Source organism: Pseudomonas sp. 05L36, assembly GCF_056398125.1.
This window is the reverse complement of record NZ_JBFTOU010000032.1, coordinates 50,325-70,949: the sequence shown is the minus strand read 5'-3', so window position 1 is coordinate 70,949 and position 20,625 is coordinate 50,325. Positions and strand designations below refer to the sequence as shown.

Annotated in this window: 15 protein-coding genes and 1 pseudogene; 6 read left to right on the top strand and 10 right to left on the bottom strand. The window is 56.4% G+C overall.

The annotated features are described in order from the left end of the window. Positions 1-14: 14 nt before the first annotated feature. The 7 genes and pseudogenes from AC1DKH_RS26385 to AC1DKH_RS26355 form a co-directional block, all read right to left on the bottom strand. A complete protein-coding gene (locus tag AC1DKH_RS26385; RefSeq protein WP_477799775.1) occupies positions 15-2,324 on the bottom strand; it encodes an AAA family ATPase in 2,310 nt (769 codons plus the stop codon). Then, positions 2,321-2,788: a VPA1267 family protein gene (locus AC1DKH_RS26380; protein WP_477799774.1), complete on the bottom strand. Its 468-nt coding sequence runs from the start codon at positions 2,786-2,788 to the stop codon at positions 2,321-2,323. The genes AC1DKH_RS26385 and AC1DKH_RS26380 overlap by 4 nt, the downstream gene beginning before the upstream one ends. 57 nt (positions 2,789-2,845) lie before the next feature. Beyond that, positions 2,846-3,532 (bottom strand): gamma-mobile-trio protein GmtX, encoded by a 687-nt coding sequence (gene gmtX, locus AC1DKH_RS26375; protein ID WP_477799773.1) that lies wholly within the window; start codon positions 3,530-3,532, stop codon positions 2,846-2,848. Further along, entirely contained in the window at positions 3,529-6,891 is a 3,363-nt protein-coding gene (locus tag AC1DKH_RS26370) for a VPA1269 family protein (RefSeq protein ID WP_477799772.1), read from the bottom strand. Before AC1DKH_RS26370 ends, gmtX begins: the two co-directional genes overlap by 4 nt. Continuing rightward, the gene (locus AC1DKH_RS26365; RefSeq protein ID WP_477799771.1) at positions 6,891-8,234 is read right to left on the bottom strand and encodes a hypothetical protein; all 1,344 of its coding nucleotides are present in this window, start codon (positions 8,232-8,234) and stop codon (positions 6,891-6,893) included. Before AC1DKH_RS26365 ends, AC1DKH_RS26370 begins: the two co-directional genes overlap by 1 nt. A gap of 260 nt (positions 8,235-8,494) precedes the next feature. Beyond that, positions 8,495-9,745 (bottom strand): annotated as a pseudogene (locus AC1DKH_RS26360) (FMN-binding glutamate synthase family protein); the annotation flags it as partial. A 155-nt stretch (positions 9,746-9,900) separates the two neighbouring features. Further along, positions 9,901-10,701, bottom strand: coding sequence for a helix-turn-helix transcriptional regulator (locus AC1DKH_RS26355; protein WP_477752324.1), 801 nt, complete (start codon positions 10,699-10,701; stop codon positions 9,901-9,903). Positions 10,702-10,825: 124 nt separating this feature from the next. Between AC1DKH_RS26355 and AC1DKH_RS26350 the strand changes: the two genes are divergently transcribed. The 5 genes from AC1DKH_RS26350 (at position 10,826) to AC1DKH_RS26330 (ending at position 14,993) form a co-directional block, all read left to right on the top strand. Next, on the top strand, positions 10,826-11,647 hold the full coding sequence (locus tag AC1DKH_RS26350) for a carbon-nitrogen hydrolase family protein (protein WP_477799770.1): 822 nt from the start codon (positions 10,826-10,828) through the stop codon (positions 11,645-11,647). Positions 11,648-11,901: 254 nt separating this feature from the next. Further along, complete coding sequence (locus tag AC1DKH_RS26345; protein ID WP_477799769.1) at positions 11,902-13,227, top strand: APC family permease; 1,326 nt, start codon at positions 11,902-11,904, stop codon at positions 13,225-13,227. A 169-nt stretch (positions 13,228-13,396) separates the two neighbouring features. Then, a complete protein-coding gene (locus AC1DKH_RS26340) occupies positions 13,397-13,831 on the top strand; it encodes an NUDIX hydrolase (RefSeq protein WP_477799768.1) in 435 nt (144 codons plus the stop codon). Between the two features lie 23 nt (positions 13,832-13,854). Then, on the top strand, positions 13,855-14,493 hold the full coding sequence (locus tag AC1DKH_RS26335; protein WP_477752328.1) for a LysE family translocator: 639 nt from the start codon (positions 13,855-13,857) through the stop codon (positions 14,491-14,493). 2 nt (positions 14,494-14,495) lie between these two features. After that, positions 14,496-14,993 carry an N-acetyltransferase family protein gene (locus AC1DKH_RS26330; RefSeq protein ID WP_477799767.1) on the top strand — a complete coding sequence of 166 codons (498 nt, stop codon included), beginning with the start codon at positions 14,496-14,498 and terminating at the stop codon, positions 14,991-14,993. Positions 14,994-15,052: 59 nt separating this feature from the next. On the opposite strand, the gene metR is transcribed toward AC1DKH_RS26330, so the two are convergent. Beyond that, positions 15,053-15,970 carry a transcriptional regulator MetR gene (gene metR, locus AC1DKH_RS26325; RefSeq protein ID WP_008021042.1) on the bottom strand — a complete coding sequence of 306 codons (918 nt, stop codon included), beginning with the start codon at positions 15,968-15,970 and terminating at the stop codon, positions 15,053-15,055. Positions 15,971-16,283: 313 nt separating this feature from the next. Between metR and AC1DKH_RS26320 the strand changes: the two genes are divergently transcribed. Then, entirely contained in the window at positions 16,284-17,318 is a 1,035-nt protein-coding gene (locus AC1DKH_RS26320; RefSeq protein WP_477799766.1) for an alpha/beta fold hydrolase, read from the top strand. 68 nt (positions 17,319-17,386) lie between these two features. Here AC1DKH_RS26320 and aauR read toward each other — a convergent pair whose 3' ends face one another. Further along, complete coding sequence (gene aauR / locus AC1DKH_RS26315) at positions 17,387-18,715, bottom strand: two-component response regulator AauR (RefSeq protein WP_477752331.1); 1,329 nt, start codon at positions 18,713-18,715, stop codon at positions 17,387-17,389. Next, complete coding sequence (aauS, locus tag AC1DKH_RS26310; protein WP_477752332.1) at positions 18,712-20,613, bottom strand: two-component sensor histidine kinase AauS; 1,902 nt, start codon at positions 20,611-20,613, stop codon at positions 18,712-18,714. The genes aauR and aauS overlap by 4 nt, the downstream gene beginning before the upstream one ends. Between the last annotated feature and the right edge of the window lie 12 nt (positions 20,614-20,625).

The window sequence follows — 20,625 nt, the reverse complement described above, 5'->3', positions numbered from 1 at the left end:
TATTTCGACCATTGCTAAGAGAGTGCTGTTATGCCTTTGGGGGATGCACCTACCTGCTCGTTCAGGTGATAAAGCAGGCCAGTACTGCGCCGACTTGCTCTTGTGTTACTAGCTACAACAGCTTTGGCCGCAAGCTCGTCGCCTAGGAGCAATACCTGTCGTTGTGCACGAGTGACAGCCGTATAAATCAGGCTTCGATCAAGCAAGCGACTACGCACGATCGGAACGATTACAATCGGCCACTCTGATCCTTGAGCCTTATGAATGGTTAGGGCGTAAGCCAGATCCAGGTGTTGTAACAGATCACTGGTAATCGCGCGCCGTTCTCCATCGTCCCAATCTGCCCATGCCAAAACGTTTGCCTCGCCAGGGCGATCACCGTTCGAATGCTGTGTGGGCGGATCTTCAAGGCGAGTGATGCGTCCCAGCGAGCCATTTTGCAAACCCAGCTCCTTGAGGTTTTTCGTGCAGACGATCGGGTCGTCCAGTCGGAATCCTGTTTCCGCGAACATCTGAAACTCGGCATTCCAAACCTGCAGTCGAGGCTGGTAGAGACCCACAGTATCTTGGCAGAGCTTGTTCAATGCACGGACGCCCAGTGGCCCATTTTTGTGAGCGCAGAGGATCTGCGTGGACTCGGGGGATTTGAGGTACAAGCGCAGGATCTGGTCAGCTGTTTGGTGAGGTAATTGGGCGGGGCTGTAGCGTCCTGTCGGCCTCAAAAATGCGACCGCATCCTCGTCGTTGCTTCCCATCGATGGCCACTCTCCATCCCGAATCGAAGCGGATACGAATGCAATATCAGAACCGTGTCGCATCACTTGGGTTAGGCGGGCATGAGGGATTCGGTGATCTTGGGCCAAGTCATGAAATACCAGGCCTGGCCCCACGGGCATCAGTTGCTCAGTGTCTCCAACCATGAGCAGGTTGGCGTGCTCGGGCAATACATGACACAGACGATACATGGTGAGGATGTCCACCATGCTCGCCTCGTCGATCACCAAGACGAAAGGCTCGTCCAGTTCACCCTGATTTCGGGAGTACAGAAGGCTGGCAAGCGTGCGTGCGGGCCGCCCAGTTGCTTCTCTCATTCGTTGAGCTGCTCGCCCTGCAATAGCCACCTGAATGACAGGTAAGCCAATGGCGTCGAAGTATGTGTAAAGGGTTTTCAAAACAGTTGTTTTACCAACGCCTGCTCCACCGCTAATCAACCCAACTCGCTTAGTGGCAACTGTTTGAACCGCCTTTTGCTGCTCAACAGTTAGCTGAATAGACGATGGCTGTTGATCAAGGATTTCATCAAAGGCTTCGGGGTCTTGCCGGAAGAGATCGTCAGTCGATCCTGTGCTCGTGGCGACGTCCGATAGTCTATCGGCAATAAACTCAGCTACCTTCCTTTCCATGGCCCATGCGCCCGCCTGCTGAACGCGTTCATCCCTGTCGAGGGGTAGGTACACTCCATGCTTCAATGAACGCTCCAGGGCACAGGATAGGAATGTTTTAGTAGGTGACTGCAGGCTTGTCGATGATCCGTTCATCAAGATAGCCAGTCGGCGCGATACGACCGATTTGGTTGGGGCAGTATGGCCCTCTGAAAAGAGCCGGTATAAGACCTCTTCAACTGCACCATTGGTACGACGCGGATCGTCGAGAGCCAGGTCAAAATGTTTGAGAGCAATCTGATCCACGCTCTTCCACGATGCTGAAAAGGAGAGGAGACGGTAGGGGTCTTCGCTCAGAGCATCTGCTGTGTTGTTGCCAAAATATTCCAGCACCGTTTGAGCTGTTTGGTGATCAATCTCAAATCTGCCGAGCAGATGTAGAACGCTCGATTGGCCATAAAGCTTCCAGCCCTCAATGAGCTGATCTGCGGTGTCGGAACTCACACCTTGAACCGAAGCCAGCATTGTCTTCTGGCCACTCTCCAGCAGTCCCTGCAATCCTTCTCCAAATCGTTGCCACAGACGATTGGCCTTTGAAATTCCAATCCCAGCAAAATGCTTTCCGTTCGCTAAGAGGGTCACGATGTGCTGCCCACTCGGTAGCAGCAACCTCATCTCCAGCGGTTCAATTTGTCGCTCTCTGATTTGGTAGCCATTGCGCAAACTTGTGTAGGTGCTGGCAGCACCTGAGACCCGCCACCACTGGCCAATCTCGACCTCAATCGTCGCAAGCAAGTTGAAGGGAGCAACGACGACATAACGCTCGTCTCCCAGTGCAGTACCGGACTCATCAATGGCCACGCCGTAAAAAATGCAGCCACCTTTGCCGAGTGGATTGTCGCTACGAATCGACAATACCCGGATGAGCCTTTCGATTGTCATCTGAGGATCCTGCCGGAGTTGCTTAGGGCTTCGTGAATCGAAGTGAACTGCTTTAACTGCTTTCTGAGTCCTTCGATCTCGGCGCGCTGGCAGGCGTTTTCTGCTTGGAGGCGCTGAAGTTTGCTTTCGAGATCTGGCGTGGCCGGGGTTGTTTCCGCCTTGTGCGGCGAGGACTGTTCATGCGTGACGGAGAGGTATGATTGCGGATCCGCTAGGTCAATGGCGTCGCTCAATGGCGGGAGTACACCATTAGCTCGCAGTCTCGTTTCAAGGTCGCTGAGGAGGGACTTGATACGGGGGTTCTGTGCGAGAGCTGATTTAGCAAAACCGCATTCTTCAGCTATCACGGAGCGCGAAAGGGCACCTCGGTGAGACATGGCATGGAAGTCTGAGTCAGTTTTGCCAGCGATCCATGCGGTGAATACCGCTACGTTGTGAGCCGCAATTTGTTGACCGTTGGACATCTGTAGCTCCTGAAGCGGAAGACATGAAAGGTCGCCTCTTAGGATCTATTGTGGATGCTATGTCAATTCCGTGCCCTGAGCCCCTGAATCTAACTGTGCCAAAGCCAATTTGCCCGACTCCAGAAGTTTCTGGATGGCATCCAGGTGCTCCTTTGCAAACAAAACGTTGCGCGTCAATGCGCTGACCAGTCTGTTTTGCCGCATGGTAAGCCCGCAATCCGACAAGATGTGATCGTCAAACAAACGCGTAAGCGCTTCAGTGAGAATAGGCGAAAGTCGAACCGGTTCGCTCGGTGTGGATGCAACTCCGTCGAATCCGATTCGAATCAAGTCGTCAACGGGAATGCCTGGTATTGACCGCAACCCCTTCACGATGCGGGCTTTGTCAGCCCTCGCCTGATCTCGCTCCTCTATGAGAAGGTTAACGTAGGCACGTAGAGTTTCATCTGGAATCAAAGGGGTGGGACGAGACGCACTGGTATTGGCCTTGATTACCTGTCCTGATTTGCGAAGATCGAGGTATCTTTTGAGCACAGGCGAATTGCGTATAGATTGTGCCTTCGGGCCTTTCAAGTCGTGTTCTATACAGTAGCGCTCCACTGATCCTGGCGTAATTTCTACATTTTCATTAGCCAAGTACTCGCAAGCCTTGTGAATCGTCATCAAAGACCTTCGTTGCCTTAAGTTCGTCGATTCAGCCATGCACTGATCGAAAATTGCCTGAATATTCTCGGCTGATTTCATCCGAATGTGTCCTCATCGTCTTCGCTCAGGGCTGATGGCTCCGCCGGGGTGATGAGCTTCGAAATAGCAGTCATAGCATTGGGGATGAAGCCAATCCCATCACTAGAGGCCTGCTCTAGTTCCCTCATCGCTTGCGATAGGTAAGGGTAGTCGGATAGGGGTTTCTTACCTGTTAGAACTTCGTCCAGATCGAAGGACTGAACCTGTTGCAGCATTAGGGCTGATAGTAAGCTACCCGCCTCTCGGGCCTGTTGCTCGGTAAGGGTCAGAAGGAATGGTTTGATCCCATTAGCCACCATAACCTTTGACAGCATCTGGTTCTTTTCAAGCTCGGCCTGAAGGTTGGGAAAGCCTGGGTTGAAATCGGCCAATTGGGTGATCTGGTCTAGCAGCACAAATTCGTGTGCTTTCTCTAAGGTGGCCTTCAGCTCTAGGGGAGCACTGGGCGTCACCATTGGAACTCTCGTTGTAGCATCCGTTAGTGTCGCGTCAGTTGCGATAATGCGGCTTTTGGTCTCCAGATAATCATCCATGAGGGCGATGGATTGCATCGCGTAATTGTAGCGGGCAGCCCATTCAGCCACATCTACATCGAGCTCACGGTTGAGCAGGTCGATTTTGTCCCGCAAAGAGCGGGCCACACGCTTATTACCCACATCCAAAGCATCAGCTTCGAGGTCATTGAGCCTGCGTATTTCCAGCCCTTTTTTTCGGATAGAGTAAGCCAGATTATTCATCCCATTGATCTGACCAAGGAGATGTGCAGGGCCCGTCAGCCAGTACCTGCACAGTGGACAACGCCTTCCTCCGGGAACCGGCCCGTAGACAGTGTTAGCGCCCTCTCGAACCACATATCCTGAGCTGCAAGACGTGCCAGGACAAATGCCATCGGTGTTGATTACTATGATGCCGTCTCCAGAGTTCAGTGCTTCAAACCCTGGCCCAGTGCCCGCGCCACCTTGACTGAGTAGAAAAGGTACGACGTCATTCAGTGAGTCGATGAACGTCTGAGAGCCAACGAAATCTTTATCTTCTTGCATTCTCCGGTTAGCTTCTTCGATAAAACTCCTTAACTTTTCAGGGCTGTACTTGAGATAATGCAATGTCATGACAAGAGTCTGATGTCCAGCAACGAACTGCTGGACGACTTCAATAGGTACACCGGCTTCAATGAGGTTTGTAATTCCGCTCACACGCAGTGAGTGAAGGTCGATAACCCACTGCCGTGTCCCATTCTTATCCACGGTTGTAAGCTTGATCTTTTGATTGTATTTACTTTCTACTCTCTTTTCGGTTTCTACCAGAAGCTGTACGTAGAATCTCGTAAGCTTATCGTAACCGATAGGAATTAGTTGCCCGGGAGCTGAAGGGTCTCTAAATAAAGGGGCTATCTCCGGCCCCTTGAAATCCTTGTCCTTTCGTAGTTCACGAGTTTGTTGCATGTGATAGCGATAGTTCAATGGTTTTGTGAGTTTAGGGAGATAGCGGTGCGTCCAATCCAGTTGAACTTTGACTAAGCTTGCGAGTTGTGGCGATATATAAGGAATAGTGTACCCGATTTTGCCGGTTTCATCGTACTCTCTTGGGCTTTTGTTCGTATTGATATGCATGGCCAACCATTTTTCTGATCTCAATGCGCTGCCCGAAAGTCTCACAACACCTTCATTTCTATCTGCTATTGCATATTCCGAGTAATTTCGCTCGTATTCTCCAGTAGAAAAATTATATATGTTCTCATCCAGAACCCCAGAGTCGAGCCATCGAGCTTGGTGGCTACGAATCGGAGCGTCCAATAGCGAGTACATGCAGATGGCTGTTCCAGGGTAAAATGCTCTCGTATTGTAACCCGAGTGCTGATCGGTTGTTCTCACTATTTGGCGCTTTAATGATTTTGCAAAAGCGAAGTCGTCGTCGGTAATGATGGACTTCATCTCAGAAATCAAATAGGGGGGGAGCGAGTCACGATTGGTTTTTCCATGATAGATGGGTTTGCCGATTTTGTCCTCTTCAAGAATTGGATCCTGAAATAAGCTGTCGTTGTCTTGATTAGTAGAGACAAGATAATCGCGAAGCCATAGAAAAAATCTGCGGCCAATATGCAAAACATGAGCCGATACGTATTGCGTTGTATTTTCTTTCAGGTAATTTAGTAATGTATTTTTAATTATAAGTCGCGCGTCGAATACGTGGATGCGACGAATTATCAGCCAAGGTTTTTCCGGAGGTGAGTCTAAGGTTGTTAGAAAATTGGCAATATGGATGAGTCCGGCGAGTTGAGTATTTATTCTAGCGTGATTTAATGAATTTAAATATAGAGAAAAATATTCAGACCAAGACGCAAGGTGAGGTGCTTTTGCTGTGAGCCATTTGAATGTTATATCTTTGCGCACTCTCGAATCGAATTCTGGCGCCGCCCAAGAGGCTGTATTGATCTTGTTGTGGGGGTTAACGCTGTTATAGGCGTCTAGCAGGCAAACAATAGATTTTCTAAGGTCACTTTTCTGCCTGGATTTCGTTTTTTCGGTTATGCCTTTATCAACTTGTTGCCTTGAAATGGAGTCGGCAATCGCTAGTTCGAATGTACGTATCAACTCTAGGCTTAAGTCTTTTTTGGTTTTTGCCGAGCTAATGGCAAACAAAGTGGCGATGTATGACAGGCAGCGATCAGAGTATCCCTTGCGGTCGGAAGAGGTATAAATCTGCTTTAGGGTGTCATGAACTTCAAGCGTTGCGTCATCAAAAGTCTTCCACTTATCACAAATGCTCCAGTTTATAATCGAAGTTGGCAGCAGTATTAATCCTTGCGACCAAAGCTTTATTAGGAAATTATAGCTATCGTATCGAGTGTGGGTTGGCGTATTGCTATTTGTAATTAGGGTTGTGAGTTTTTCCAAAAAGTCATTTTCATCGTACGAAAATTTTAACAAATTCAATTTATTTGTGGGGAATTGACAGCAGTCCCTGAGTGTTTCTTCAATCTGTTCAAATGTCTTCGGGAAACACACATCAAGTACATACTCCTGCCCTTCTAGCGGTAATGTCTGAAGGTATCGGCACAGCTCAGCTCCTCTCAAAGTCACGCCGAGAATGCTGCGCAAGCATTCGGAATTAAAATGCACTGGTGAGCGCCCTTCATGAGTTGTTGCTCTACTTCGAAAGCATTCTAGATATTCAATATCGCCATCGACTACGATATGCGATAAAGATTTCCACAAGTTTTTTAGCTTGTCTTTCTCAAACTCATCAATGGCCTTGCGAATATCTTCTTTGTTTGTGAGGCCAATAATGCAGCAGCTTTCTTCATATGTATTGATATAGGTTTTATTGCCTATGGCAAATGATCCAGATTCGATAAGCATCAAATTTTTCCTCCGACACTCGCAATTTGATTCAGAAATTCAGGAATATCTTCCTTGAGCCGCTCATGTCCCTTGATGAGCTCAGCTCGAGCAATGCGCGGGTCGATCGAGTAGTAGACCTGTGTCGAAGTGAGTTGGACGTGCCTAAGATAGATCTGGGTTTGTTCCATTGGCAATTTCAGATAGGATGCGCAGAAGTGTCCATAGAAATGTCTCGCTCCATGAGGGTTTACACCTCTATCAGAGGATTTAAGGCCAATTCTTTCAGCAGCTCGGTAAAAGCTTTTGGTGAGATTAGAGATTTTCAGCGGAGAACCATAGTTTTCGTTTTGGAAGTTCACGAAATAGTATGGGTGTGAGTTTGAAATTCCTACTCTGAATTCATTCAGGTATCGATGATGCAATTCTGCAAACAAAAATTCAATTTCAGGAAGTAACCAGTAAAAACCAGCTCTATAATTCCCCTCGGTATAATTCATCCCTTTCCAGCCTGCGTGAAGCGGATCGGTTAAGCCGAGTTTGTTGCGTGCGGTCAGGCCATATCGCTCGGATAAAAATTGCGAGCGATTTCCCTCTTGGTGGCCTCGGAATTTATCGTCCCATGAATGTTGAGACAATTCTGGATGTGCAATTTTGATATTTCCTAATCCATGCGGAGCCGTGATATCGGTGACGTAAATATGAAGTAGCTCGGATATACGTAACCCCCCAAAAAACAATATCAGAAATGCAATTAAATCTCGCAGGTTCTCCACCGCAGCTAGAAATGGCAGTACCTTCTCAGGGGGGAAGTAATTGTGACAATATTCCTGTTTCTGGGGGCGTATCTGCGGAGTGAAAGAATATTGCTTAATTTTCCCACGACCCACATCAGTTGTCGGAGTTAAATGTAAAAGCAAATTCCATTCTTTTCTGGAATTTAAACCTTGGTAATGCAGGAGCTGTTCGGAAACATTCAAGTCGGATACGAGTTTTTTCTCTACTGGATTTGCAGATACAAAGCCAAAATTTCCAGCGCAAAATTTCGAGAATTCGCTTGCGTATCTGACATCGCTCTTCGCTGTCCTTTTACCAGCAGGCTTCCACCCTAAAACTTTGTTCCCTAACGCTCGCGCTTCATAAAACTGCCTCATCAGCCTAGACATTTCATTTGGAGCAAGCGGCGCCCCACCGTAGACGCCTATATAGAAATCATAAAACCGTCCAGTCGCCATTACGGCCTTCATCACATGGGACGGGCTGCGATCCCCCACGATCACCATATCTCTGGCCCATGCTAGCCCGTAGAGGCTGATTTCTCCGTCCTGCAGGATTAAAGCAGGTAGCGCTTGGCCAATGTTCATTGGGATCTCCACGACGCTATGAAACGAGCGCGGAACCATAATGCTCACCAGTATAATAGTAGAGGGGTTCTTTCGTTATAGGTGTAGTGCGCGAAGGGGGCAAATCAATGAAGGTGGGAGTCTGACAAACGGTCGGCGTGGCATCAAATGTCCGCATCTCGAGGGCAACTAGATCGTCACGCGGGGAGCGGTGAGAGGGTAACTGATGTTGTTGACAATGGTTGATGGGTGAATAGTTTCACAAGTATAGGGGTAAAAACGATGGCGAACATGAAGCCGCGCGCCGAGTTGGCCCAGTCGGCGCCGATGGCCAGCACGCTGGCGATGTCGAAGGCGCTGACGATCTTGCCGCTGGCGCCGAGTTTGATCTTGTCCCGCAGGTTCAGGCCCACCAGGGTGTTGTGCACGAACAGCAGGCCTTCGCGCATCGGCACGCCGATGTGGTCGGTGAACTCCACGGGTGCGGCGCCGGTGCCACCTTCCTTGCCGTCAACGACGATGAAGTCTGGGAGGATGCCAGTCTCCAGCATGGCCTTGGCGATGCCCATGAACTCCCACGGATGGCCGAGGCAGAACTTGAAGCCCACCGGTTTGCCACCGGACAACTCACGCAGTTGCGCGATGAAATGCATCATTTCGATCGGCGTGGAAAACGCGCTGTGACGCGACGGTGACACGCAATCTTCACCCATCAGGATGCCGCGGGTCTCGGCGATTTCCCGGGTGACCTTGTGCTTGGGCAGGATGCCGCCGTGGCCGGGCTTGGCGCCCTGGCTCATCTTGATTTCGATCATCCGCACCTGCGGCGTCCGGGCTTGCGCCGCGAAGCGTTCCGGGTCGAAGCGACCGTCGCTGGTGCGGCAGCCAAAGTAACCGCTGCCCAACTCCCAGGTCAGGTCGCCACCGTTTTCCCGGTGATAGGGGCTGATGCTGCCTTCGCCGGTGTCATGGGCGAAATTGCCGAGCTTGGCGCCCTGGTTCAGCGCGCGGATGGCGTTGGCGCTGAGGGAACCAAAACTCATGGCCGAGATATTGAACACCGACGCCGAATACGGCTGGGTGCACTGTGGGCCACCGACTGTCACCCGGAAACTGCTCGGGTTGCTCAACGGCGCCGGGCGCATGGAGTGGCCGATGAATTCGAAACCCGACTGATACACGTCAATCAGCGTGCCGAAGGGTTTGTCGGCGGTTTCGTTCTTGGCCCGGGAATAGACCAGCGAGCGCTGGGCGCGGGAGAAGGGCAGGGCGTCGCTGTCGGACTCGAGCAGGTACTGGCGGATTTCCGGGCGGATGCCTTCGACCAGGTAGCGGATATTGCCGAGGATCGGGTAATTGCGGCGCACCGCGTGGGGGCTTTGCAGCAGATCGAACAGGCCGATCAGGCTGAGGACAGCGGTGACGGCGGTGATCGGCCAGAGCCAGTCGTATTCAAGAAACGGCAGGCTGGCGAGAGAGAAGATCACGCAGACGGCAAAGAAGGCGTAGCGGCTCAGGAGTGACAGGCTCATACGGTTTCCTTGGGTTCGGACTCATCAGTGACCTGTAGGAGCGAGCTTGCTCGCGATGCTCGTTAACGATAACGCATGCTGTCTGAATGGCCGCGTTGCCTTGGCGTTTTTCGCGAGCAATCGAGCGTCGACCGGCTGCTCCTACAGTTTTTCAATCAGGCATTTTGTGCCTGCAGAAAAATCGAAAACAGCTCGGACTGGGACTTGATCCCCAGCTTGCTGTACATGTGTTTCTTGTGGACTTTCACGGTTTCGACCGAGATTTCCAGCTTTCGAGCGATTTCTTTACTGGAGCAACCGCTGAGCATCAAACGCCCGACATCCAGCTCCCGGGCCGTCAACTGCGCGCCTTTGAGTTGCTGCACCGAGGCCTCCAACTGTACCCGCCAATCAGCTTGCGGTGGTGCGGGGGCCAGGGCCACGACTTCGTTGATTTCATAGGGTAGACGCTGGCGCAACAGGCCGAGCACCCACGGCTGAATCAACGACAACAAGGCGATCTGCTGGCCGCTGAAGCGCTGCGTGCTGCCCAGGGACAGGCACAGCGTGCGGTCGCCTTCGAGCTGACAATTGAACTGGATTTCATCGGCCACCACATTCAGACGAAAGTAGCGCTGGTAATACTCGGTCAGCTCGAAGTGCTCCGGGGCCACTTCGGACAGGCGATACAACCCGGTGCGCGATTGCTCGCGGCAGGCGATGTAGAACGGGTCGAGCAGGTACAGCCCACGCAGGTAATCCTGGAACAGTTGATCAGGGCTGCCGTCCTCGCCGGGGCACTCGGCAAACACCTGCGGGCGCTGGTCGGCGCTGAAAAGCAGGGCCACCCAGCTGTCGAAGGACACGTACTGGTCCAGCAACCGGACAAGCTGGGTCCAGAAATTAGGCTTGTCCAGGGCGTCGATCAGTTGCCCCACCGAGCGGTGCCAGGCGATGTCGTCCAACGAGAGTGCCATGCATCTACCCCTATCGTGTTACCCCAGCGGCGTAATTCCCCGCCCGGTTGCTTGCTGCGCATACTGGCGCACAGACACCGACCGGGCAATCTTTCTGCCGCCCGGCCCATGACAAGGAATACCCATGAAGGTCGAACTCGCCCAATTGGCAGGCCGTGACAACGACACGGCCTACAACCTCGAACGCACCCTGGCGGCGATGGCTGTGTGCGCAGCCGACACGCAGCTGATCCTGTTCCCCGAAGGCCACTTGATGGGCTTCCCTTCGGCGGAGTCCGTGGCCGAGGTGGCCGAGACGCTGGACGGCCCGTCCGTCAGTGCGGTGATCGCCGCCGCCCGCCAGCGCAATATCGCCGTGGCCATCGGCATGGCCGAGAACGACAACGGCCGCTTCTACAACACCACGCTGCTGATCACCCCTGAAGGCATCGCGCTGAAATACCGCAAGACTCACTTGTGGGCCTCGGATCGCGGTGTCTACGAGGCGGGCGATCGCTATGCCACCTGCCTGTTCAACGGCGTGCGCGTGGGCCTGCTGATTTGCTACGACATCGAATTCCCCGAAAGCGCCCGCGCCCTGGCGCAACTGGGGGCCGAACTGTTGATCGTCACCAACGGCAATATGGACCCGTACGGCCCGACCCACCGCACCGCGATCATGGCCCGCGCCCAGGAAAACCAGGCGTTTGCGCTGATGGTCAACCGGGTGGAAGAGGGTGACGGTGGCTTGTTGTTTGCTGGCGGCAGCGCATTGGTCGATCCGCTGGGCACCTTGTTGTTCGAAGCCGGACGCGAGGAAGGGCAGTTTGCGGTCGAACTGGACCTGACCCGGCTGACGGCGGCGCGCCAGGATTATCGCTATCTGGATGATCAGCGGCTGAGGTTGCCGGGGGAGGTGGTTGAGCAGGCGGGTGGGTTGCGGGAGCTGCTGATTCCTTCACGCTGATCCTGATTTCTTGTCGACAGGGCTGACGCCATCGCGAGCAAGCTCGCTCCCACAGGGGATCTGCAGTGGATTCAGATTTTGTGATCGACACAAATCCTGTGGGAGCGAGCTTGGTCCGGGCGGCGATCCGACGATGGGGCCCTGACAGACGACACACCTGTTTGACCATTCACCCAAGAACAACAACGCAACACCCGTAATTTGCGCCGAACTCGGCTCTGCCATAAATCCAATAAAATCCGGAGTAGTCGCTCATGGCTCGTTTGCAACGCACCCTGTCACTGGGGTCGGTGGTGCTGTTTGGCATCGCCTACATGACGCCGATCATTGTGCTCGGCACCTTTGGCATCCTCGCCCAATCCACCGCCGGCATGGTGCCGGCCGCGTACCTCGCGGCGCTGGTGGCGATGTTCTTCACCGCCATGAGCTACGGGCGCATGGCCTCGGCGTTCCCGGTGGCCGGCTCGGCCTACAGCTATGTGCGCAAGGCCATCAGCCCGAAACTCGGGTTCATTGCCGGTTGGGCGGTGCTGCTCGATTACCTGTTCCTGCCCATGGCGATCTGGCTGATCGGCGCGGCCTACCTCAACTCCGCATTCCCGGCGGTGCCGCAGTGGATCTGGGTGCTGGCGTTCATCGGCATCACCAGCGCGATCAATATCGTCGGCCTGAAACTGGCGAACGGCATCAACGCCTTGCTGATGCTGGTGCAGCTCCTGGTGCTGGTCGCCTTCGTCGCGCTGTGCGTGCATTACGTCGGCGGTGATGCGAGCACGCCGTTGTGGTCGATCAAACCGTTTTTCAACGGCGACATGCAGGTGCCGCTGATCATGAGCGGCGCGGCCATCGCCTGCTACTCGTTCCTCGGCTTCGACGCCGTCAGCACCCTGACCGAAGAAACCCGCGATCCACGCCGCACCATTCCCCGGGCGATTATGCTGATCACCCTGATTGGCGGGCTGATTTTCGTCGGCGTGTCGTACTTCGTACAGATTGCTCATCCGTCGTTCCAGTTCGACAACGTCGACTCGGCGGCCTACGAAATTGCCCGCAACATCGGTGGCGACCTGTTCGTGTCGGTCTTCCTGATCGGCCTGATCGTCGGCCAGTTCGCCTCGGGGCTGTCGGCCCAGGCCAGCGGCTCTCGGCTGCTATACGCCATGGGCCGCGACGGCGTGTTGCCAAAAGCGTTTTTCGGCACCTTGCACGAGCGCTTCGGCACGCCGATCAACAGCATCCTGCTGTGCGCGGTGGTGGCGTTACTGGCGCTGAAACTGGACGTCACCACCTCGACCTCGTTCATCAACTTCGGCGCATTCCTGGCGTTCAGCCTGGTCAACCTGTCGGTGATCTTCCATTACTGGATCGGTGGCGAGAAAAAAGGTCCGCGCGAGCTCGTGCTGTTCCTGCTGTTTCCGTTCATCGGCCTGGCAGCGGATTTGTGGCTGATGGTCAGCCTCGATCATCTGGCGGTTTATCTGGGGTTGAGCTGGCTGGCGATTGGCGTGGTGTACCTGGCGGTGTTGACCGGCGGTTTCCGTCGGCAGCCGCCGGAGATGGATTTCCAGGAGGCTGCATAAAGGAAACTGTAGGAGCGAGCTTGCTCGCGATAAACCTGAGGGCGCCGATGGGCATCTGGTTTTACGCGTTTTCGTTCACGACCATCGTCGGAACGCCGCCCGGAGCAAGCTCGCTCCTACAGGGCAGACATGTGATCCTTAGCGCTTTTGAGTCAGGGGCCTTCTGTTTATGTCGACGTTTTCCATGCCAGCCTCCGGGACTATCCGCATCGCCGCTGCCTTGTTGATCGGCCCTGACGGCCGCACGTTGCTGGTACGCAAGCGCGGCACCACGGCGTTCATGCAGCCGGGTGGCAAGATCGAGCCCCATGAATTGCCGGTTCACGCCCTGGCCCGTGAGCTGGAAGAAGAGCTGGGACTGGACATCGACCCGGCGCACGCCATTTACCTCGGTCACTTCTCGGCACCGGCCGCCAACGAACCGGGTTTTGTCGTACACGCCGAGATTTTTCAGCTGCACATCGATGTCGACGTGACGCCTGCGGCGGAAATCGAAGAAGTGATCTGGATCGACCCGTTCACTGACGGCGATCTCAGCCTGGCGCCATTGACACGGGACCTGATCCTGCCGTTTTATCGGGCATCGCTGACAGCGATCGCCTGATCATTACGCAAAGGACCTCGCCCATGATCCCGCTTCAAGACCTGCTGATTTTTGCTGCTGCCGCGTTGCTGATGGTACTGACGCCGGGGCCGAACATGCTCTACCTGATCTCCCGTTCGATTTGCCAGGGGCGCAAAGCCGGGGTGATCTCTTTGCTCGGGGTGGTCGCCGGATTCTTCGTGCACCTGTTTGCTGCTGCCGCCGGCCTGACGGCTGTGTTCCTGGCGGTGCCGATGGCCTATGAGGTGTTGAAGTGGGCTGGTGCGCTGTACCTTTTGTGGCTGGCCTGGCAAGCGGTCAAACCCGGTGCGCGGTCGCCGTTCGAGGCGCAGCAATTGCCACCGGACTCGTCACGCAAACTGATCACCATGGGCTTTCTGACCAGTGCCCTGAACCCGAAAATCGCGGTGTTTTATCTGTCGGTGTTTCCGCAATTCATTACGCCGGAGCATGGCTCGGTGTTCAGCCAAAGCATCATCCTCGGCCTGACCCAGATCAGCGTCAGTTTCTGTGTCAATTTGCTGATCGCCATGTTTGCCGCGGGCATTGCATCCTGGTTCGTCAACAATCCGACCTGGCTGGCGATGCAGCGCTATTTCATGGGCTTCGTATTGTCCGGGCTGGCACTGCGGCTGATGCTTGAGCAAAAACGGATGGCCTGAGCATGTGGATCGAACGCCTGGATGTCAGCCATGCCCTGGACTATCGGGCATTGATGCTCGAAGCCTACGACCTGCACCCGCAGGCCTTCACCTCGAGTGTTCGTGAGCGGGCAGCGATGCCGCTGAGCTGGTGGGAGTCGCGCCTGACCGGCAAGCTGGACTTGGTGCTCGGGGCGTTTGAAGAAGGCAAATTGGCGGGCATCGTCGGCCTCGCTCTAGAGTCTCGGGAAAAGGCCCGGCACAAGGTGACACTGTTCGGCATGTATGTGTCACCGACGGTCCGCCAGCGCGGGCTCGGCTATCAACTGGTTCAGGCTGCCTTGGCCGAGGCGCAGAACCATGCGGGTTTGCGCCTGATCCAGTTGACCGTCACCGCCGGCAACGATGCCGCGTTCAACCTCTACCAGCGCTGCGGTTTCGTCCAGTTCGGCCTGGAGCCGATGGCGGTGCGGGTGGGGGAGGATTACTTCGACAAGATCCATATGTGGCGAGAGTTGTAAGACCACTGCAAAACCCTGTGGGAGCGAGCAAGCTCGCTCCCACAGGGATGTGTGTTGCTCTAGCGAACTGCGCTAACCCCATCCAGCGTCGAAAACGACGTGTCCTTGGCCGTCAGCAGGAAGTCGCGCATGTACGGCGCATCCAGCATGTCAGCGCGGATCGCTGCGTACAGTGTGGCGAACAAACCTTTCTCACCCAGTCGCTTGGCCTTCACATAACCCCGCGAACTGTATTCATGCAGCGCCCAATGGGGCATGCCGCACACGCCACGGCCGCTGGCCACCAGTTGCATCATCATCACCGTCAGTTCCGAGGTGCGGACCTGGGCCGGTTCGATGTCGGCGGGTTCGAGGAAGCGGGTGAAGATGTCCAGCCGGTCCCGTTCCACCGGGTAGGTGATCAAGGTTTCCGGGAGCAAGTCTTCGGGAACGATATAGGCCTTGCCGGCCAGGCGGTGCTGGTTGGCCACCGCGAGCATCGCTTCATAAGTGAACAGCGGTACATAGGTGATCCCGGCCAGATCCACCGGGTCGGAAGTCACCACCAGGTCCAGATCGCCGCGGGCCAGGGCTGGCAGCGGAGCAAAGGAGAACCCCGAGGCCAGGTCCAGCTCGACTTCCGGCCAGGCGTCGCGGAACTGGTCGATAGTCGGCATCAGCCACTGGAAGCAACTGTGGCATTCGATGGCCATGTGCAAACGACCGGCAGTGCCTCCGGCCAGGCGACTGATGTCGCGTTCAGCGGCGCGCAGCAGCGGCAGGGTGGCGTCGGCCAGTTGCAGCAGGCGCAAACCGGCGCTGGTGAAGCGCACCGGTTTGGTCTTGCGCACGAACAGCGGCATGCCCATGCGCTCTTCCAGTTCTTTGAACTGGTGAGACAGGGCCGACTGGGTCAGGTGCAGGCGATCGGCCGCATCCACCAGGCTGTCGGCTTCGCGCAAGGCGTGCAGGGTCTTGAGGTGACGGATTTCAAGCACCGGAGGCTCCATGAGGAAAACTTGTCGATAAATCGAAAAGGTTGAGTTTGTCTCATGTTGGGTTGGCTGTCGACAGTAGTGCCCTCTTTTACACAGGAGCAAGTTCGCTCCCATTAGTGATCAATGTTGTTCAAAAACTCTGTGATCGACATGAATCTTGTGGGAGCGAGCCTGCTCGCGGTGAACGATAACGCGGTCCTTAAGACGACCGCCCGGCACTCTTCATCAAACTGTCATGGAACTGTGGCAGCGCGCTTGAACAAACTTCATCAGACTCGCGCTCTACTGGGGTTCTGCGTTTTGGTGTTTTTTCATGGGTGTTTCATTCTTTTCACGAATCGTGTTTTTGGCCGCATTGTTGTTCGGCCTGCCATCCTTGGCGGCTTCGCGTTGTGACATCAATGTTCCGACCGAACGGGTGGATCTGGCCCAGGTAAGCCTGGCGTACCAGAGCATCGGCCGTGCGTCGGATCCGGCATTGCTGCTGGTGATGGGCCTGGGCGGGCAATTGATTCACTGGCCGGACGAAGTGGTGTTCGCCCTGTGCCAGCAGGGATTCCGGGTGATCCGCTATGACAATCGCGATGTCGGCCTGTCGACCTGGCGGCAAGCACCGGCCGAAGCCAACCTGACCTTCGAAGTGCTGCGCTACAAACTCGGATTGCCGGTGTCGTCGCCGTATTCGCTGACCGACATGGCCGATGATGGCCTGGGGCTGATGGACGCCTTGCACATCGATCAATTCCATGTGTTGGGCGCCAGCATGGGCGGGATGATCGCCCAGCACATGGCGGCCATGGCACCGCAACGGATCGAGAGCCTGACCCTGATCATGACCACCTCCGGCGCCGAAGGCTTGCCAGCACCGAGTGCGGCGCTGGTGCAGTTGTTGTCCCGGCGCGGTGCACCGAGCCGCGAAGTGGCCCTGGAGCAACAGGCCGACTTGCTGGCGGCGCTGGGCAGCCCGATGGTCACCGATGATCGCCAGGCGCTGCTGCATCAGGCGGCGCTGTCCTATGATCGGGCGTTCAATCCCGAGGGCGTGAAACGCCAGATCATGGCCATTCTCGCCGAGCCGAGCCGGGTGGCGTTGCTCAATCAGTTGCGGGTGCCGGCGCTGGTGGTGCATGGCACGGCCGACCCGTTGTTGCCGGTGATGCACGGGGTGCATCTGGCGGCGCATCTGCGAGGTAGCCAATTGATCCTGATTCCGGGCCTGGCCCATCGCTTCCAGGAGGCGTTCAAGGCGCCGTTGCTGGCGGCGGTGTTGCCGTATTTGCGCGAGCACCGTGAAGACACGTCGCACTGGGCGCAGATCGAGCCTGTGGCCGATCGCAACCTTCTCTAACCTATCAATCCCCTGTAGGAGCTGCCGAAGGCTCGGTCCTACAGAGGTAGTGGGCGATCAGGTTTTGCTCAATGGCTTAGCCCGTATTTTTTCACTTTGTCGAACAGCGTGGTCTTGGCCATGCCCAGTTCCTGGCTGGCCTGGGTCAGGTTGCCGCCGCTGCGTTGCAAGGCATCGCTGAGCAGGTTGCGCTCGAACGCTTCCACCGCTTCGGCAAAGGCCAGGCCTTGATTGCCGCCGCCAGCACCGGGTTTCTTGAATGCCGGCAGGCCCAGGGCAAAGCGCTCGGCAACGTTGCGCAGTTCACGCACGTTGCCCGGCCAGTCGTGGCTCATCAGGTTTGAAACGGTCTGGTTGTCCAGCTCCGGCACCGCGCGGTCGAAGCGCAGGGACGACTGCTGCAAAAAGTGCTCGAACAGTTGCAGGATGTCCTCACGGCGCTCGCGCAATGGCGGCAGTTCCAGGGTCACCACGTTGAGGCGGTAGTACAGGTCGCTGCGGAATTCGCCGGCCTTGCTCGACACGACGAGGTCGGATTTGGTCGCCGCGATCACCCGGCAATCCACCGCTACGCTCTGGTTCGAGCCGAGGCGTTCGAGGGTGCGTTCCTGCAACACCCGCAGCAGTTTGATCTGCAAGGGCAGAGGCATGCTTTCCACTTCGTCGAGGAACAGCGTGCCGCCGTCGGCGTGTTCGATCTTGCCGATCCGTCGTTTGCCTGCGCCGGTAAAGGCGTTGGCCTCGTGGCCGAAGATTTCGCTTTCGAACAGGTTCTCCGGCAGGCCGCCGCAGTTCAGGGCGACGAACTGCTTGGTGTGCCGCCGACTGAAATCATGCAGGCAGCGCGCGACCAACTCCTTGCCGGTACCGGTCTCGCCTTCGATCAGCACGTTGGCCGAGGTATCGGCGACGTTGGCAATCAGTTCCCGCAGGTTCTGCATGGCCGGCGAGCGTCCGATGATCCGCCCTTCGAGGGAGTCGCGCTCGGCCAGTTGCCGGCGCAGCGACGACACTTCCCGTGCCAGGCTGCGCTGCTCCAGGGCGCGGCGGGCGACATCCACCAGGCGCTCCGGGGAGAACGGCTTTTCCATGAAGTCGTAGGCGCCTTTCTGCATCGCGCCCACGGCCATGGAGATGTCGCCGTGTCCGGTGATCAGCACCACCGGCAGGCTGCGGTCGCGGGCCTTGAGCCGCGTCAGCAGTTCCAGGCCATCGATGCCCGGCAGGCGAATGTCGCTGACGACAATACCGGCGAAATCGTCGCCGACCCGCTCCAGGGCTTCTTCGGCGCTGCCCACGCCAATGCAGGGAATGTCTTCCAGGGTCAGCGCCTGTTGGCAGCCGAGCAGCACATGGGGGTCGTCTTCGACGATCAATACACTAAGGTCGTTGTTCATATTGGCTCGGCGGGAGTGGGGCTTACCAACGGTAAACTGAGGACGAATGTGGTACCACCGCTGGCCGGGTGCTCGACACCCAGGTGACCGCCGGTGGCGGCGGCCAGGCTGGCGGAAAGGGTCAGGCCAAGGCCCAGGCCCTGTTCGCCGGGTTTGGTGGTGAAGAAGGGTTCGAACAGGTGCTTGCGCGCTTCGGCGTCGATGCCGTGGCCGTTGTCACGCACGCGCAGGCGGTATTTGCCATCGAACGCTTCGCCTTCGAGCCACAGCTCGGGTTGCGGCTGCGCTTGCATGGCGTCGAGGGCGTTGCCAATCAGGTTGACCAGAATCTGCTCCAGGCGGGTCTGGTCGATTTGCACCTGCACATCGGTGAAATCGCGGTGCAGTTGCAGGTGAATGTTTTCCACCCGGCCGCCGAGCAATTGCAAGGCGGCGTCCACGCCTTTGCCGAGGCAGGCCAGGCCCTTGTCGTCCCCGCGCCGGGCAAACGAGCGCAGGCTGGCGGTGATCCGGCCCATGCGGTCGATCAGTTCGTTGATGGTCTTGAGGTTGGTGCTGGCCACGTCGAGCTGACCGCGTTCGAGGAAGCGCACAGTATTGCCGGACAAGGTGCGCAGCGCCGCCAGCGGCTGGTTCAATTCGTGGGCGATGCTGGTGGACATCTGGCCGATGGCCGCGAGTTTTCCGGCCTGTACCAGTTCATCCTGGGCGCGGCGCAAGGTCTCTTCGGCGAGCCGGCGTTCGCGGATCTGGGCCTTGAGCCGTTCGTTGCTGGCGCGCAGGTCGGTGGTGCGTTCGGTAATCCGACGCTCCAGCTGATTGTTGGCTTCCTGCAAGGCTTCCCGGGCCGCGAGGCGGGTGGCGATCACCTTGCGCCGCTCGTTCCAGGCGATCAATAGAAAGGCACAGAGGGCAAACGCCACCGCCACCAGAATCCCCTGGTTGATCGCTTCGCGGCGCAAATCCTGGAGCGGCGTGAGCAGGGTGAAATTCCACGGCGTATCGCCGAGCGGCCGGGTTTGCGCCAGGTAGCTGATGTTTTCGTCGTCGGACACCAGTTCGCTGTTGGCCGGGAACGTGAGTTTTTCCACGCCTTCGGACAGGGTTTCCCGGGCCAGCGGCTGCAGTTCGTTGAGCGGGAACCAGTAGTACTGCAGGCTGCGGGCGAGTTTTTCCTTGGTTTCTTCGCTCAGCGGCACCACCGATTTCAGACGTCGCGCCGGGTCACTGGACAGAATGATGATGCCGTTCTCGTCGCTGACGAAGGCTTCCAGGCGCGCCCGCTGCCAGCGTTCTTCCATGGCTTCCAGGCGTACCTTGACCACCGCGACGCCGATGATCTTGCCGTGTTCTTCCAGGCCATGGGCCAGGTAGTAACCGGGTTCGCCGTTGGTACTGCCGATGCCGTAGAAGCGCCCGGGCTGACCACGCACGGCGTTCTGGAAATAGGCGCGAAAGGACAGGTCTTCACCCAGGTAACTGTCGACATCGCGCCAGTTGCTGGTGGCCATGACGCGGCCGGTGGTGTCCATCACGTAGATGGCCCGACTGCGGCTGCGCCGGTTCAGGCCTTCGAGGTAATCGTTGACCGTTTGCCGGTGTTCCGGGGTCGGGTCGGCCAGCAACTGCGAAACGCTGGTTTCGAGCTCCAGCAGGCTGGGCAGGTAGGTGTATTTGCTGATTTCGCTTTCGACGGCACGGGCGTGCAGTTCCAGCTGACGCTGACCGTTCTCGCCAAGGCTGCGAATGCCATAGTGCTCACTGATCCAGAAGCCGATATAGCCCAGGCCGATCATCATGGCGATGATCAGCGGTGGCAGGAACAGATGGCGAATCAGACGGGGTTTCACGGCGAGTGATGGCATTGCTGCGCGATAAAGATTGGGGTCGCATTTCATCACAGATGCCTT